The sequence below is a fragment of the Klebsiella sp. D5A genome (assembly GCF_001620885.1).
Classification (GTDB): Bacteria; Pseudomonadota; Gammaproteobacteria; order Enterobacterales; family Enterobacteriaceae; genus Klebsiella; species Klebsiella variicola.
The window spans coordinates 566,960-581,602 of the sequence record NZ_KV407481.1; the positions used below are offsets into that span (position 1 = coordinate 566,960).

Genomic DNA, 14,643 nt, shown 5'->3' on the forward strand with positions numbered 1-14,643 from the left:
TTGATTAAGCGCAGTAAATAATCAATGTGTCGTTTTTGGATTAATACGGGAAATATCTTCTCTGTAATGATGGTTTATATTTAAAAATAGCTGTCGTAAATATTTCATTGGGTTATTACGCCATTGGTATAGATTTTAAATATAAATGACCCTCAATAATATAATGCAGGCAATTATTGCCAGAAAGCGTAAGCGCGGCGCGATCCGGATTCCAGTTGCGCCGCGCGGGGATTATGGCGCCAGATAAACCAGGGGGGCCGCGTTGTCCGGGTGCTGGACGAGGCGGACATCCGCCCCGTACCAGCGATGGATAACCGGCTGCTGGATCACCTCCTGCGGCGTGCCCTGGGCGACGAGATTTCCCTGGTGGAGCAGCAGAATGCGGTCGGCCCACAGGGCGGCGAGGTTAAGGTCATGCAGCACCACGCAGACATGCAGTTGCCCGCCGGCGGTGAGCCGTTTGAGCAAACGCAGCAGGTGCTGCTGATAGTAAAGATCCAGTGCCGAGGTGGGCTCATCGAGAAACAGCCAGCCCTGCGGCGCGCCGTCGCGCCACAGCTGCGCCAGACAGCGGGCCAGCTGCACCCGCTGCTGCTCGCCGCCGGAGAGGCCGGGATAGCGGCGACCGGCAAGGCCATCGCAGCCGGTGACGGCCATCACCGCCGCCAGCACCGCCGGATCTGCCGTCGCGCCCCACGGTGCGCGGCCCATGGCAATGACCGTTTCCACCGTCCAGTCGGCCTGCAGGGCCGTTCGCTGCAGCATGACCGCCCGACGGCGCGACAGCGCCTCGGGGGACCAGGCCTCCAGCGGCTTGCCTGCAAGACGGCGGGTGCCGCTGTCCGGAGTCAGATAGCCGGTCAACAGCCGCAGCAGAGTGGATTTCCCGGCGCCGTTCGGCCCGATAAGCGCCGTCATCTCGCCGCCGCGCAGTGCGACGGAGACGTTGTCGATGATCTGCCGCTGGCCGAGGCGAAGCGCCAGCCCCTGGGCGCAGTATTCATTAACCATGTCTGGAGTTCTCCCGACGAAAGACCAGCCACAGAAACCAGGGGGCGCCCAGCAGGCTGGTGAGCAGACCGACCGGCATCTCCGCCGGCGCCGCCACGGTGCGGGCCAGGGTGTCGGCCAGCAGAAGCAGGATCGCGCCGGCCAGCAGCGAGCCGGGGATCAGTCCGCGATGGTCCGGTCCCAGCCACAGGCGCATCAGGTGCGGCACCACCAGGCCGATAAAGCCGATGACTCCGCTGATGGCCACCGCGGCGGCCACCAGCACCGCGCTGCACAGCAGCAGCCAGCGCTGTAGCGCCTGCACGTTGACCCCGAGATAGTGTGCCTCTTCATCGCCAAGCTGCAGCAGATTGAGGCGGGACGCCATCCACCACACCGCCAGCGCCGCCGGGATAATCAAGGTTGCGACCACCAGCAGCGTCGGCCATTCGGCCTGCCCCAGACTGCCCATTCCCCACAGCGACAGCTGGCGCAGCTGGGCGTCATTGCTCAGCCAGGACAGGACGCCGACCAGCGCGCCGCACAGCGCGTTGATGGCGATCCCCACCAGCAGCAGGCGCGACAGCGAACCCTCCTCCGCCCGGCTGAGGATGAAAATCACCACCATCACCGCCAGGCTGCCAATAAACGCCGCCAGCATCGGCATGTACAGGGCGATCAGCCCCGTAGCGGAGAACGGAAGCACCAGCCAGCTGGCCACCGCCAGCGCGGCGCCGCTGCTGATGCCCAGCAGGCCCGGGTCGGCAAGCGGATTTCGAAACAGCCCCTGCATCACGCAACCGGAGAGGGCCAGCGCCGCGCCCACCAGCAGGGCCAGCAGCACCCGCGGCAGACGGATATTCAGCCAGATGTGGCGCAGCATCTCATCCCCGGAAGGCAGCAAGTTGACCAGCGGCAAGCGCATGGCGCCGAGGGTGGTGGCAAACAGCGTCAGGAAGACCAGCAGCAGCGTCATCAACAGCAAACGACGGGCGAGGGCAGGGCGCATCAGGGCAACTGCTCCGCTTTGTTTCGCAGCGCGATTATCGCCTGCGGTGTGCGCGGCCCGAAGCCCAGCAGGGCCATGTCGTCGATCGTCAGCAGCTGTTTATGACGCCCCGCCGGGGTCTGTGCCAGGCCGGGCAGTTTCCACAGCCCGGCTTCGCCGCCCATCCCTTTGAGACCATCGGCGGAGATCACCACCAGATCCGCCTGGCTGGCGGCGACCCCTTCCTGCGACATGGCGCGATAGTGGTCGAAGCCCTGCATCGCGTTCTGCAGCCCGGCGGCGCGAATGGCGCCATCGGCCGCGGTGTGCTGTCCGGCCACCAGGGTATTCATTCCGCCATGGCTGAGAATAAACAGCACCCGCTTAGCAACCGGCTGCGTGGGAATGGCGGCGATCTGTTGCTGAAGCTGCTGGCGCAGCGCGTCGCCTGCCGCCGTTTTGCCTAACGCTTCGGCAATGACAGCCACTTTGTTATCGATCGCGGACAGACTTTCGCCGCCCGGCACGTTAACCACCTTCACCCCGCTCGCCTGTACTTTGTGTAAGACCAGCGAGGGCTGCGCCTGGGCGCTCGCTAATACCAGCTGCGGGCGTAACGCGAGGATCCCCTCGGCGTTCAGCTGTCGCAGGTAGCCGACGTCCGGCAGCTTTTGCGCCGCCGGGGGCCAGCTGCTGGTGCTGTCCCGCGCCACCAGGCTCTGTTCCGCGTCAAGGGCATAGACGATCTCAGTGACATCTCCGCCGAGGGTGACGAGTCGCTCAACGGCGGCGTGGCTCAGCAGCGGGAAAGCGATGAAGAGCAGTAACCAGCGCATCATGCGGGCAGTCCTTCACGGGTCAGACGATCTACCTGCTGGCGCCATTGTGCCTGCTCGGGGTGGCCTTCGCTGCGCTGGCCATAGAGCTGGGCAATCTGGGTGCCGTCTTTGGCGAACAGTTCGACGCTGGTGACGTGTCCATCTGAGGTCGGTTTACGGGTCACCCACACTTCATCGAGGCTCTCTTCGCGCAGATGCAGGGTAAAGGTGGTATTGAAGATATTCAGCCAGCCGCGCATGGGGGCCAGCTTTTCCAGGGCGCCGGTGAAGATCTGCACGCAGCCGCGATTGCCGACGAAAATCATAATTTCATTACCTTCCTGGCGCACCGTCTCCAGCAGCGACGGCAGCGCATGGCGATCCACGCGGCAGGCGAGGTCGTCGCTCACCAGACGGAAAGCCTGCTGGCGGGAAAGCTGATATTTACGCAGCAGACCGAAGAACTGGTGAACGTCGGTCATCGCGCGCCAGTCGTTCTCCAGCGCGGCGCCGTCGGCGGTGTCGGCATATTTCACCGGCTCCAGCGGGCGCAGGGCCAGCGGTGCCGGCGCCGCCACCTGATGTTCCGCGATCAGGGTGTCCCAGGCCGCCATGTCGGTCTGCGCGGTCGCATAGACTTTCAGCAGGGCGTCGCCGTGGTGGTCGAAAAACTGGATGCTCTGACGGCCATTATCGTTCAGATGGAAGGCGCTGGCCCACTGGCTGAGGAACAGACGCAGGTCGAGCGCGCGCGGATTCAGCACCAGCCCGGCGTGGCCGCTGAGGTGCTGGTGCGTGAACTGGCCCACCTGCTCATGCACGGCATACTCGTTGCGGCAGATGCATTTGGTTTCGCCGACGCGCTCCAGGGCGGCAATCAGCGTCCGGGCGTCATCGCTCAGGCGCACGGCATCATGGCCGAGGCGGGCGGCGGTCAGCTCGGCTTCGCTGATCCCCATTTCCGCGGCGATATCGCGGGCATATTTCGCGGTACTGGCCGCTTTGGTGGCCTGGTAGCGCTGCCACAGGTCAGGGTGTGCATTTGGCATAATCATATCCTTCTCGACGATGAATATCCCCGGCCGGCGGGCCGGGGGCAGGTGCGTTATTATTCGGGCAATCAGAAGTCGACGTTGACGCCCAGCTGCCAGGTGCGGCCCGGCATCACCGCCAGCGCTTTATCGTTGGCGTCCTGGTTGGTGCCGGTCTCGATATTGCGGCTGCTCAGGTAATCCCAGTATTTACGATCGGTGAGGTTGTAGACCCCGCCATTGAGGCGCACGTTTTTCGCCACCTGCCAGTACGCGGTCCAGTCCAGCATGCCGTAGCCCGGCACGCGCATATAGTCGCTGCTGGCATCGGTGATGGCGGACCCGCTGTTGCTGTAGCTTTCTCGGTTGGTGGTGGTCGCCTGTTTCCCTTTGACAAAGGTCGCCGTCAGGGCGGTGCCGTAGCGTTTCGCCGGATCGTCCCACGCCACGCCGACGATGGCTTTCATCGGCGCCACGCTGTCGAGGTCGACGTATTTATCGCCGCTGTAGCTGGATTTCGATTTCCCTTCGCTATAGCCGAGGGCGAGGGTGGTGCTCAGGCCGTTCACCTGCTCAAACCAGGTGCCAAAGTTAAATTTGGTGCTGATCTCACCGCCGTAGATATAGGCTTTATCGCGGTTTTCCGCCTGATAAATGGTGTAGATGTTCGACGGCACATTCGTGAACTGGCCCGGATTATTGGCGCGGGTATAGCGCGTATAGGCGATAAAGTTCTTATAGCTGTTGTAGAACAGCGCCGTGCGCACGGTGATGCCTTCGGTGACTTCCCCCTTCAGCCCCCACTCGAGATTATCGCTGGTTTCCGTCTTCAGATCGGTATTGCCGATCAGGGCATACTGCTGGCTGCCGGCGTAGCTGGAGCCAAGGTTCCAGGAGCCATACAGCTGGCTGGCGTTGGGGAACTGCGCGCCGCGCTGGTACTGCAGGTAGGTCATCAGGCGCGGGGTGAGGTCGTACTGGAAGGTCAACGACGGCAGAACCTGGGTATCGCTGTTTTTGCCGTACAGATTCGCCACCGACGATTCGGTCAGTACGCTGCTGTTGGCGGCAAGGTCGGACAGATTTTCCGGCTTAGTCGATTGATGCACCACGCGCACGCCGGGAATAATGGCGAAGTTGTGGCTATCAAGGTCGAAGTTGATCTTATCCTGGACAAAGCCGCCGAGGGTGTAGCTGCGGCTGTCTGCCTCCGGCTGCATGATCTCGCTGTAAACGCTGGGGATCGGCGACTGGCTGAACGGCCGCTGAGTTTTGGTCGTGCTGGCGTTGAAGCCAGCGCTCAGATCGTGGCGGCCCAGGGTTTTCGCCAGCGCGGTCTGCAGGCCCCAGGTGTCGGTGTCGTAGTTGGAGTTCACCGTCTGCATGCGGCGGGTGACGCTGTCCGGCATATAAGTCCAGTCATGGGCTTCAGTATGCTGGTAGTAGATTTTCGTGGAGACGCTGTCGAGGTAGTCGTTCATCGGCGTCCAGTCATCCTTCAGGCTCAGGCCCCAGCGCCGGGTCTGGCTGGTCTGGTTGGCGGTGCCGATGGTGCTGTTGCCGCTGGAGTCCCAGGTATCGTAGTGGGTGTGGTTGGTTTTATGGTAATAGTCGAAGGTGCTGGTCAGCTTGTGCTCATCGTTAGGCTGCCAGATCCCGGAGGCCAGAAAAGCATCGGAATGCCAGTTCGCCGGGTAGGCGTCGACGGTGCCGCTGTTGTTTTCGGTTTCCTGACCGTCACGGCGGCTGTAGACCAAAATTCCGCGCAGGAACTCATCGCCGCCGGCGACGGTCACCCCGTTGTGCCAGCTGCGATCCGCAGAGTCGTAACCGCTGCGGTAGCCGAAGGCGCTGGTCTTGCCCGGGCGCAGGTAATCATCTGCCGATTTCGGGCGGAAGGAGACATTTCCCCCGATAGCGCTGTTGGCCGTTTCCGTCGAGGTGGCACCGGACTGAATATCCACACTGCCATACATATACGGGTCGATATAATCGCGGCCGATGCCGAAGGTGTTGAGCCCGGCGCGACCGACGTAGCCGCGGCCGGTGGCGTTGGGTTGGGCAATACCGTCCACGTCGATGCCGACGCGGTTGCTCTCCATGCCGCGGATGTTGTAGCCGGTGTAGCCTCCGCGGTCGAAGCCGCTTTTGCCGTTGCCGGAGCCGCCGCTGGCCCCGGTGGCGCTGATGAGCGGCTCATAGCGCATGATAGAGCCAAAATCGTTAGCGCCTTTATCCTCCAGCTCCTGGGCGCTGATGCTGTGCTCACTACCGGCTTTCTGCACCGGTGCGGGGGCGGTGACGGTCATTTGTTCCGAGGTGTCATCCACCGCCTCGCCGCTAACGGCGGAAGTGTCTGCTGCGATGGCAGAAGTCTGATAAATTGCTGCAAGCAAAGAGGTCACCAGCAGGCGTTTTTTACACCATGCTGCTGACGGAGTCGATTTGTACATAGTCGCCACGCCTTGATCGTTATTAGTATCGGCTCACGCGTTACTTCCAGAGTTGCAGGTTGCTCCGTCTTTTCCGTTGCGGATGGGGTCTTACTCCATTTGTTGATTGCGAATGGTAATGATAGGTATTATCGTTTGCAACAAAATAATCATGTGTTCTTCATTTAAACTGCACTTTGTTTACAATTTGCCCTTTCAGACTTAGCGAGACGACGATGAACTCAAAAGCGGCCATCACCATCACCTACTGTTCCCAGTGCAACTGGATGCTGCGCGCCAGCTGGATGGCGCAGGAGCTGTTACATACCTTCAGCACCGACATCGCCTCGGTGACGCTGGTGCCGGGGACCGGCGGGATCTTCACGATCGATGTCGGCGGTCAGCAGATCTGGGAGCGCAAGCAGGATGGCGGTTTTCCGGATGCGGCCGAGCTGAAACGCCGGGTGCGCGATGTCTGTTTCCCGGAGAAGCCGCTGGGCCATGTGGATAAAGGTGAGCAGAAGGGGTGACAACCCCCTCCGGGCGACAAGCGCCCGGAGGAGAAGCCGTTAGCGGGCTAACTGCACGTCAACCAGCACGCTTTGTCGGCGGGTGCGTATGAGGGTGACCGCTTCTTCCAGCACGCCGGGGAGATCCTCGGCCCGGGAAACCGACAGGGCCGCCGCGCGGCTGGAGGCGGCGATCGCGGCGAAATCCGGCGAGGTGGTAAAGGCGGTGGCCGGAATGGTCTCCGCGCGGGCGGCGTAGCCGTCCGGGTAGAGCGCTTTGGTGCCGCCCGCGACGGCGCCCCATCCGCCGTTATTTCCGACCACGACGAGGACAGGGAGCTTCATTACCTCCGCAATATGGTGGCAGACCGCAGGGTTGGCGAACAGGTACGACCCGTCGCCGACGGCGGCAATAATCAGCTCTTCCCGGCGCGCAAGCTGCAGCCCCAGCGCGATAGGCAGGGCTTCGCCCAGGCCGCCGGCCAGCGCTTCCTGGTAATAGCTCTCGGCATGGATCAGTCCGGCAAACTGCGGCAGCGTGGTCAGTTCAGAAACGATCCGGCCACGGTGTTGATTCGCCAGATGGCCGAGGCAGTAGCTGAGCCAGGGTTTGGTAATGGCCCCCGTCTGGCTGGCATGGAGAAGCGCGTCGCGCTGGTTTTTCTGTTGCTGGATGCGGTTTTGCGTATATGCCGCCCGCTCCGCCACATGTTGCTGGCGGGCGGCCTGCAGCGGGCGCAGCGCCTCTTCCAGCAGGCTGAAGACTTCATCGGTCTCGCCCGCCAGGTTGATGTCCGCGCGATAGCCACGTACCGGGTAGCGGGAGAAGAGCGGATCGGGGCCCATCTGGATCACGGTGCAGTCCTGGCGACAGTCGCCCTCGGCGAGCATCCATGGCGCCTGCGAGTCGACCACCAGAATCACATCGGCGTCGGCGAGCCAGGCGCTGGGATCAGCCCCGGCGAGCAGTGGGTTATCGGCGCTCAGGGTCACCTCGGTACCCCAGTATTCCACCAATGGGATCGCCCATTCGCGCACCAGGCTATTAAGTCGCGCAAAGCCACCCGCCGTTCGGGCGCCGCGCTGGGCGAAGATGACGGGATGCCTGGCGCAGGCGATTGCCTCGGCGGCCCGGGCGATATCTTCCCGGACTGGCGCATAGCGGACCGGCTGCTGCGAAGGACCGGCCTGCAGCGCGGCCTCATCAATGGCAAAGGTCTCGCACAATGGCTCGCGCGGTAAGCTCAGGTAGACCGGCCCTTTCGGCAGGGAGCTGGCAATCGCCCAGGCCCGGTCAACATGCTCGCCGATCTGATCGGCCAGCCGCAGTTCAAAATCCCACTTCACGGATTCACGGATCAGCGCCGCCTGGTCGCGCATCTCCTGGCCGTAGCCAATCGGCGTATTGCGGCAGCCGAAGTGGGAATGTTCGCTAATCGGCGTGCGACCGCCAAAAATCAGCACCGGGATATTGCTGTTCGCCAGATTGATGACACCGCAGGCGGCGTTGGCTAACCCGACGTTGGTGTGAACCATTACCGCCTGCACCTTGCCAGTGCCGAGGTAGTAGCCGTGCGCCATGCCGATGGCGGCGTTTTCATGCGGGCAGATCACCAGCTCGGGTACCTTTTGCCCGGTCGCCCGGGCCTTTGCCCAGGCTTCAACAACCGGCGGATAATCGGTGCCCGAGTTAATAAAAATATATGCCACGTCCAGCGCCTGTAGCCGATGCAGTAACAGTTCAGCAGCCGATAATGTGATAGAGGCCATATTCTCTCCGTATTCACGCGGTGTAATCGCGGTAATTAAAAGGTTAAGAAAATAAATCCGCCCATCGTAATGATGGAGGCAATAATACTCAGCGCCATCGTCGAGGCCATTTCCTGCTCGCCGGTTTTATACTGCATGGCAATAATTATCGCGATGGAGCCTACCGGGATAGCCATCGTCAATACGACTTCCTTTATTTGCTCCATGCTGAAGCCCATTTTTAATAACAGGAGATAGCAGGCGCCGGGCACCAAAATATTGCGGGCGATAACGGTGATAATGGTAGCGGTGGTGATAACAATGCTGCGTGTATAGAGCACGATCCCGGCGGCAAACAGCGCCAGCCCGCCAGAGGCTTTACCCAGCAGACCCAGCGACATCGAGATAGTCTGCGGAATATGGATATCCGCCAGCACGATGATCAGGGCGATCACCGGTGACCAGACCACAGGTTGTTTAATGGCGTTTATCACCCGTGTGCCAAAGGAGATATGCTGGCTTTTATCGCCAGTGGCGACCGACATCAGAATCATCACCAGCGGCAGCTGGAAGACATTTTGCGTGATGCTGGACACCGTGATCAGCGACGCGCTGACGGTGCCAAATAAAAAGGCCAGCACCGAGGTGCCGATGAAAGGAACCGCCGGCGAGCCGATGGCCAGCGCCTGCAGCGTACTGAGGGCGAGGTCGCGTCGGAACAGATAGCGGGCGACCAGTAAGGGAATGACGAAGCTCAGAATCAGCGCGAGGATAATGGCCACCGCAACCGGGCCCATGGTCATGACGATGGGCCGCGGCGTCATCACCATATTGCTGAAAATACTTAGCGGTAATGCATAGAGCATCACAATTTTATTGATGTCTCCTGCCTGCTGCCAGTTAAAGTCTTTTCGTTTACCGCTAATATAGCCGATGATGACGGTAATGATGACCGGTAATATAGCGCCTGAAATTAATAGAATATTGTTCTGTGTCATGGTGATATATTCTCATTATAAATTATCTTCGGGTCCGCAATTCGTTTTTGCCGTGCGTAATGAGGTTAATAAATCCGTTTTTCCTGATGCGCGGTAGCTATTTTTGAGCGTATTGATAGCGACATTTATTCGCTAAAACAGGCCGCAAGGGAAATGTAAAAACCGTTTGTTCAATGAGTAAATATCATGCCAATGAAATTTAAGCAGATTCAGGCTTTTATTACTGTCGCTCACGAAGGCAATATGACCCTGGCCGCGGAGAAGATGGGGATCACTCAGTCGGGACTGAGCCGGCTGTTATTGAGCCTGGAAGCGGACCTGAGCGCGACCTTATTCGAAAGACACAAACACGGTATGGCGTTGAGCGAATATGGCAGCGCCTTTTTACCCTATGCGCTGACGATGCTGAATACCGAACAAAAGGCCCGCGAGGAGATTGCGCTCATCCGCGGCGCCGGGAAAGGTATCCTGCGGATTGGCTGTGTTTCCAGCCTGCTGACCAGCCATTTCATCGATAAGCTGGCAGCTTTCCATCAGCGACATCCCCGGATCCATCTGCGGATCGTCGACCGCATTGACTCCGAGCTCTTTAAACTCCTGCTGATGCACGACATCGATATCGCCCTCTGCGGCCCCTTACCGCATGATGAGAAAATCGTGGTGCGCGGTAAAATTAACTGGCAGGACCGGATCTGCATCGTCGCCAGGCAGTACCACCCGCTACATCAGGCGGCGAACTTATCCCTCGAGGCGATGCTGGACTATCCGTGGATCATGCCGCCGCCGTTAAGTACCCCGATGAACATCCTTGAGGATATCTTTCGTGCCCATCAGCTACCCTGTCCGCAGCCAGTGATTGAGTGCGCGTCCTCCTCGGCCATTAAGGCCTTTCTGTGCGAGAGCGATCTGTTAACGTCGATGCCAGCCCCGGTTTACCGGCACGAGGAAGCGCTGGGCCTGCTGCGTCCGTTCGAACTCGAGGGCAGCGTTTTTATCCGCGATTTCTATGCCTACAGCCATTTCGGGGTTCTGTCCGGGGCAGCCCTGCAGTTGATCCAGCATCTCAAGCAGTGAGGCTGGTCGGGCACGAACGTTAAGGTGTATAATATATGCATCTTAATAACAGGCGAAAGGCGGGGAGATGGGGAAGCGTATCGAACGGGAAAAGATGACGATTCAGCGGATGATTGCCCTCTACCAGCGGCGCTGTCCCGGGGCGCTGGCCGATAATGCGCACTATCAGGCGCTGAACGCCTACGCCGACAAGCGCCTTGATAAGTGCGTGTTTGGCGAGAATAAACCAGCCTGCAAGCAGTGTCCGGTGCATTGCTACCAGCCGGCGAAGCGCGAAGAGATGAAGCAGATTATGCGCTGGGCCGGGCCGCGAATGCTCTGGCGCCACCCGATCCTCACTATTCGCCATCTGCTGGACGACAGGCGCCCGGTGCCGGCGCTACCGGAAAAATACCGACCGAAAAAATAGCGGCCTTTCCCTGGTCAGCGCGGCGCGTAGCCTGGCGACAAATCCGCCCCGGTAAGGCATTAGCCGCCACCGGGGATGGTTGCTGAAGCCCTCTGTTTCTGACTATCCCGGATTGTGCTTGCCACAAAGGCGACCACAAACAGCGCGGAAAACAGCACCACGATAGTCGGCGCCGGCGCGCTGTCGAGATAAAACGCCAGCCACACCCCTCCCGCCGAGCAGCCGATGGCCACCGCTACCGCCAGCAGCAGGGCGTGGATAAAGCGCCGCACCAGCAGGAGCGCGATCGCCCCGGGAGCAATCAGCAGCGAAATCGACAGAATAATCCCCACCGACTGCAGCGTCGCGACGATGGTCAGGGCGATCATGCACAGCAGGCCGTAGTGCAATAGCCCGCCGCGCAGGCCGCTGGCTTTGGCCTGCGTCGGGTCAAAGGCGTGCAGCAAAAAATCCCGCCATTTGAGACCGATAATCAGCGCAATCACCAGCGCGATAGCCGCCGTTTGTCCAATATCGCGAAGGGATATCCCCAGCATGTCGCCGAACAGGATATGGTCGAGATGAACATCGGACTGGATCGCTACATACAGCACCAGCCCGGCGCCAAACATGCCGGAGAAGACAATCCCCATGATGGTATCGCGCTTGAGTCGGCTGTTATCGTCGAGAAAACCGGTCGTCACGGCGCACAGCAGCCCGGCGATAAACGCGCCGATGGCGAAGGGGATGCCGATAATGTAGGCCAGCACCACGCCCGGAAAGACCGCGTGGCTCATGGCGTCGCCCATCAGCGCCCAGCCTTTGAGCACCAGAAAAACCGACAGTAGCGCGCAGGGCACGGCCACGATGATCGATACCGCTATCGCATTGACCATAAAAGGAAACTGGAACGGGGCCAGGAACAGGTTCAGCATGCGGCCTCCCTGGCACGGCGGCGGCTGGCCAGCAGGCCGTGCTTCGGCGCGAAGATAAAGGTGATGAGGAACAACAGCGTTTGCGCGACCACGATAATGCCGCCGGTGGCGCCGTCGAGATAGTAGCTGAGCCAGGCGCCGAAGAAACTGGTCAGACTGCCGATAGCCACGGCGATGGCCAGCAGGCGCGGAAAGCGGTCGGTTAACAGCCACGCGGTGGCCCCGGGAGTCACCACCAGGCAGATGACCAGAAAGGCGCCGACGGTCTGCAGCGCCGCCACGGTGCAGGCGGCCAGCAGGGTAAAGAACAGCAGCTTCAGGCCGCGGGTGTTCAGGCCAATCGAGCGGGCATGGTTTTCATCAAAGAAGGTCACCATCAGATCTTTCCACTTCAGCAGCAGGATCGCCATCGAGATAAAGCCGATCGCCGCCAGCTGGATAATATCCTCCGGGGCGATGGCCAGAATATTGCCGAGTATAATGGTCTGGATATTCACCGACGTCGGATTCAGCGACACCATAAACAGCCCGATCCCGAAGAAGGAGGAGAAGATCAGGCCAATAATGGCATCCTCTTTCAGCCGCGAGCGCTGCTGCAAAAACAGCATGCTGCCCGCCGCCAGGCCGCCGGAGAGAAACGCGCCGAGCGCGAAAGGCAGGCCGAGCATATAGGCCCCGGCGACGCCGGGCACAATCGAGTGGGAGAGGGCGTCGCCAATCAGCGACCAGCCCTTCAGCATCAGGTAGCAGGAGAGAAACGCACAGACGCCGCCTACCAGCGCCGACACCCACATCGCATTGATCATATAGTGATAGCCAAACGGCTCCAGCAGCCAGCTCATCGTGGGCCTCCTGCCGCGCGCCGGCTGATAAACGGCCGCTCGTCATCGGTGATAACCTGCGCTTCCCCGCCGGTGAGCGCGACGTGGCGTAGCACGCCGCTGAAAGCCCGCTCCAGATTCTCGGCGGTGAAGGTGGTTTCTGTCGGGCCGCTGGCCAGCACGGTGCCTTTCACCATCACCGTGTAATCACAAAATTCGCTCACTGACCCGAGGTTGTGGGTGGAGACCAGCATGGTACAGCCCTCATCGCGGAGCTCGCGCAGCAGGCTGATGATCCGCGCTTCGGTCTGCACATCGACGCCGGTAAAAGGCTCATCCAGCAGGATCACCTGACCCTGCTGAGCGATAGCGCGGGCAAGGAAAACGCGCTTTTTCTGCCCGCCGGAGAGCTCGCCAATCTGCCGATGGCGGAACTCGCTCATGCCCACGCGGGCCAGCGCGGCATCGACAATCTCGCGATCGCGCGGCTTTGCCCGCCGCAGCCAGCCCATATGGCCGTAGCGGCCCATCATCACCACATCCTCCACCAGCACCGGGAAGGACCAGTCCACCTCTTCCGACTGCGGGACATAGGCGACCAGGTTCTGGCGCAGCGCGCGGTTGACCGGCTGGCCGAGTATGGCGATCTCGCCGTGGCCGACGCGCACAAAGCCCATCAGCGCTTTAAACAGTGTGGATTTACCCGAGCCGTTAACGCCCACCAGTGCGGCAATGGAGCCGCGCGGTACGCTGAACGAGGCGTCGCGCAGGGCAGTGTGGCCGTTGCGCCAGGTGACGGTGAGCTGGTCGACATACAGTCCCGCTTGCGCTGCATTCATGGCTGCTTCCTCATCCCGTCCTGGATACCGTTGACGATGGTTTCGGTGGTGACGCGCAGCAGGTCGAGCCAGGTCGGCACCGGGCCGTCGGCGGCGCTCAGCGAATCGACATACAGCACGCCGCCGTAGTGGGCCCCGGCTTCGCGCGCCACCTGACGCGCCGGTTTATCGGAGATGGTGCTTTCGCTGAAGATGGTCGGGATGCGTTCTTTCTTCATGGTGTCGATAACCTTGCGAACCTGTTGCGGGGTGCCCTGCTGGTCGGCATTGATCGGCCACAGATACAGTTCGCGCAGACCATAGTCGCGGGCCAGATAGGAGAAGGCCCCCTCGCTGGTGACCAGCCAGCGCTTATCCGCCGGCAGCTGCGCCAGTCTGGCCTGCAGCGGCGCCATCGTCTGGCGGATCTTCTCCTTATAGGCCTCGGCGTTACGGCGATAGGTGTCGGCGTGAGGCGGATCGTACTTCACCAGCGCATCGCGAATGTTATCGACATAGATCAAGGCGTTATCTGCTGACATCCAGGCATGGGGATTGGGCTTCCCGCTATAGGGGCCCGCGCTGATGCCCATCGGCTGGATCCCCTCGCTGACCACCACCTCCGGAACGCCCTGTAAATGCTGATAAAAACGGGCAAACCACCGTTCGAGATTAAGCCCATTGCTGAGGATCAGCTGCGCCCCCTGCGCGCGTTTGATATCGCCCGGCGTGGGCTGGTAATCGTGGATCTCCGCGCCCGGTTTGGTGATGGAGCTGACGACGGCGGCGTCGCCGGCCACGTTCTGCGCCATATCGGCGATAACCGTGAAGGTAGTGATAACCCTGAATTTCTCCTGCGCGGTGGCCGGCGTCGCGGCCAGCAGAGCCAGCGCGCTGGCCAGCAGCAATGATTTCAGCGGTGTCAGGTGTTGCATAGGAGCCCTCGCAATGGTGTGGTTAATTTCCCAGCGTTTATAGCCATTGCTATGTTATATAGCACAAGCTATTTACAAATGAAAATAATTCTTATTTGCATGCGTGGGTAATAATGAGCCGGGAAACGAAAGTGACAAGAAAGGGGGAGATAAGGCT

At 60.6% G+C, this 14,643-nt stretch carries 14 protein-coding genes; 3 read left to right on the top strand and 11 right to left on the bottom strand.

What is annotated here, in order from left to right; translation table 11 throughout:
* Positions 1 to 231 precede the first annotated feature (231 nt).
* From AS136_RS02775 to AS136_RS02795, 5 genes are all read right to left on the bottom strand, one after another.
* Positions 232 to 1,011 carry a heme ABC transporter ATP-binding protein gene (locus AS136_RS02775; protein ID WP_063266661.1) on the bottom strand — a complete coding sequence of 260 codons (780 nt, stop codon included), beginning with the start codon at positions 1,009 to 1,011 and terminating at the stop codon, positions 232 to 234.
* Entirely contained in the window at positions 1,004 to 1,999 is a 996-nt protein-coding gene (locus tag AS136_RS02780; protein ID WP_023323187.1) for a FecCD family ABC transporter permease, read from the bottom strand. Before AS136_RS02780 ends, AS136_RS02775 begins: the two co-directional genes overlap by 8 nt.
* Positions 1,999 to 2,817 (bottom strand): heme/hemin ABC transporter substrate-binding protein, encoded by an 819-nt coding sequence (locus AS136_RS02785; RefSeq protein WP_012540746.1) that lies wholly within the window; start codon positions 2,815 to 2,817, stop codon positions 1,999 to 2,001. The genes AS136_RS02780 and AS136_RS02785 overlap by 1 nt, the downstream gene beginning before the upstream one ends.
* Positions 2,814 to 3,845 carry a hemin-degrading factor gene (locus AS136_RS02790; RefSeq protein WP_023323186.1) on the bottom strand — a complete coding sequence of 344 codons (1,032 nt, stop codon included), beginning with the start codon at positions 3,843 to 3,845 and terminating at the stop codon, positions 2,814 to 2,816. Before AS136_RS02790 ends, AS136_RS02785 begins: the two co-directional genes overlap by 4 nt.
* A 71-nt stretch (positions 3,846 to 3,916) precedes the next feature.
* Positions 3,917 to 6,280 (bottom strand): TonB-dependent receptor domain-containing protein, encoded by a 2,364-nt coding sequence (locus AS136_RS02795; protein WP_012540748.1) that lies wholly within the window; start codon positions 6,278 to 6,280, stop codon positions 3,917 to 3,919.
* Positions 6,281 to 6,495: 215 nt separating this feature from the next.
* On the opposite strand from AS136_RS02795, the gene AS136_RS02800 reads away from it, so the two are divergent.
* Positions 6,496 to 6,789, top strand: coding sequence for an Rdx family protein (locus AS136_RS02800; protein ID WP_023323185.1), 294 nt, complete (start codon positions 6,496 to 6,498; stop codon positions 6,787 to 6,789).
* Positions 6,790 to 6,828: 39 nt separating this feature from the next.
* Here the strand turns inward: AS136_RS02800 and AS136_RS02805 are convergent, their stop codons facing one another.
* Both AS136_RS02805 and AS136_RS02810 read right to left on the bottom strand, forming a co-directional pair.
* On the bottom strand, positions 6,829 to 8,538 hold the full coding sequence (locus AS136_RS02805) for a thiamine pyrophosphate-requiring protein (protein WP_023323184.1): 1,710 nt from the start codon (positions 8,536 to 8,538) through the stop codon (positions 6,829 to 6,831).
* A 35-nt stretch (positions 8,539 to 8,573) separates the two neighbouring features.
* The gene (locus AS136_RS02810; protein WP_023323183.1) at positions 8,574 to 9,515 is read right to left on the bottom strand and encodes an AEC family transporter; all 942 of its coding nucleotides are present in this window, start codon (positions 9,513 to 9,515) and stop codon (positions 8,574 to 8,576) included.
* Between the two features lie 186 nt (positions 9,516 to 9,701).
* Between AS136_RS02810 and AS136_RS02815 the strand changes: the two genes are divergently transcribed.
* Both AS136_RS02815 and AS136_RS02820 read left to right on the top strand, forming a co-directional pair.
* A complete protein-coding gene (locus tag AS136_RS02815; RefSeq protein ID WP_016161709.1) occupies positions 9,702 to 10,589 on the top strand; it encodes a LysR family transcriptional regulator in 888 nt (295 codons plus the stop codon).
* A 67-nt stretch (positions 10,590 to 10,656) separates the two neighbouring features.
* Entirely contained in the window at positions 10,657 to 10,998 is a 342-nt protein-coding gene (locus tag AS136_RS02820) for a nitrous oxide-stimulated promoter family protein (RefSeq protein ID WP_008806199.1), read from the top strand.
* Between the two features lie 59 nt (positions 10,999 to 11,057).
* On the opposite strand, the gene AS136_RS02825 is transcribed toward AS136_RS02820, so the two are convergent.
* The 4 genes from AS136_RS02825 to AS136_RS02840 are packed head-to-tail and all read right to left on the bottom strand — an operon-like array spanning position 11,058 to position 14,486.
* Entirely contained in the window at positions 11,058 to 11,912 is an 855-nt protein-coding gene (locus tag AS136_RS02825) for a metal ABC transporter permease (protein ID WP_012540752.1), read from the bottom strand.
* Positions 11,906 to 12,754, bottom strand: a complete 849-nt coding sequence (sitC, locus tag AS136_RS02830; RefSeq protein WP_008806197.1) for an iron/manganese ABC transporter permease subunit SitC — start codon at positions 12,752 to 12,754, stop codon at positions 11,906 to 11,908. The genes AS136_RS02825 and sitC overlap by 7 nt, the downstream gene beginning before the upstream one ends.
* Positions 12,751 to 13,572: a manganese/iron ABC transporter ATP-binding protein gene (locus AS136_RS02835; protein WP_004181057.1), complete on the bottom strand. Its 822-nt coding sequence runs from the start codon at positions 13,570 to 13,572 to the stop codon at positions 12,751 to 12,753. The genes sitC and AS136_RS02835 overlap by 4 nt, the downstream gene beginning before the upstream one ends.
* Positions 13,569 to 14,486 carry a metal ABC transporter substrate-binding protein gene (locus AS136_RS02840; protein WP_023323182.1) on the bottom strand — a complete coding sequence of 306 codons (918 nt, stop codon included), beginning with the start codon at positions 14,484 to 14,486 and terminating at the stop codon, positions 13,569 to 13,571. The genes AS136_RS02835 and AS136_RS02840 overlap by 4 nt, the downstream gene beginning before the upstream one ends.
* Between the last annotated feature and the right edge of the window lie 157 nt (positions 14,487 to 14,643).

Bases quoted from the DNA above. Each gene is read 5' to 3' on its own strand.
- sitC (WP_008806197.1), bottom strand. From the start codon at position 12,754: ATGAGCTGGCTGCTGGAGCCGTTTGGCTATCACTATATGATCAATGCG.
- AS136_RS02800 (WP_023323185.1), top strand. From the start codon at position 6,496: ATGAACTCAAAAGCGGCCATCACCATCACCTACTGTTCCCAGTGCAAC.
- AS136_RS02805 (WP_023323184.1), bottom strand. From the start codon at position 8,538: ATGGCCTCTATCACATTATCGGCTGCTGAACTGTTACTGCATCGGCTA.
- AS136_RS02775 (WP_063266661.1), bottom strand. From the start codon at position 1,011: ATGGTTAATGAATACTGCGCCCAGGGGCTGGCGCTTCGCCTCGGCCAG.
- AS136_RS02795 (WP_012540748.1), bottom strand. From the start codon at position 6,280: ATGTACAAATCGACTCCGTCAGCAGCATGGTGTAAAAAACGCCTGCTG.
- AS136_RS02820 (WP_008806199.1), top strand. From the start codon at position 10,657: ATGGGGAAGCGTATCGAACGGGAAAAGATGACGATTCAGCGGATGATT.
- AS136_RS02840 (WP_023323182.1), bottom strand. From the start codon at position 14,486: ATGCAACACCTGACACCGCTGAAATCATTGCTGCTGGCCAGCGCGCTG.
- AS136_RS02780 (WP_023323187.1), bottom strand. From the start codon at position 1,999: ATGCGCCCTGCCCTCGCCCGTCGTTTGCTGTTGATGACGCTGCTGCTG.
- AS136_RS02790 (WP_023323186.1), bottom strand. From the start codon at position 3,845: ATGCCAAATGCACACCCTGACCTGTGGCAGCGCTACCAGGCCACCAAA.
- AS136_RS02785 (WP_012540746.1), bottom strand. From the start codon at position 2,817: ATGATGCGCTGGTTACTGCTCTTCATCGCTTTCCCGCTGCTGAGCCAC.
- AS136_RS02815 (WP_016161709.1), top strand. From the start codon at position 9,702: ATGCCAATGAAATTTAAGCAGATTCAGGCTTTTATTACTGTCGCTCAC.
- AS136_RS02835 (WP_004181057.1), bottom strand. From the start codon at position 13,572: ATGAATGCAGCGCAAGCGGGACTGTATGTCGACCAGCTCACCGTCACC.
- AS136_RS02810 (WP_023323183.1), bottom strand. From the start codon at position 9,515: ATGACACAGAACAATATTCTATTAATTTCAGGCGCTATATTACCGGTC.
- AS136_RS02825 (WP_012540752.1), bottom strand. From the start codon at position 11,912: ATGCTGAACCTGTTCCTGGCCCCGTTCCAGTTTCCTTTTATGGTCAAT.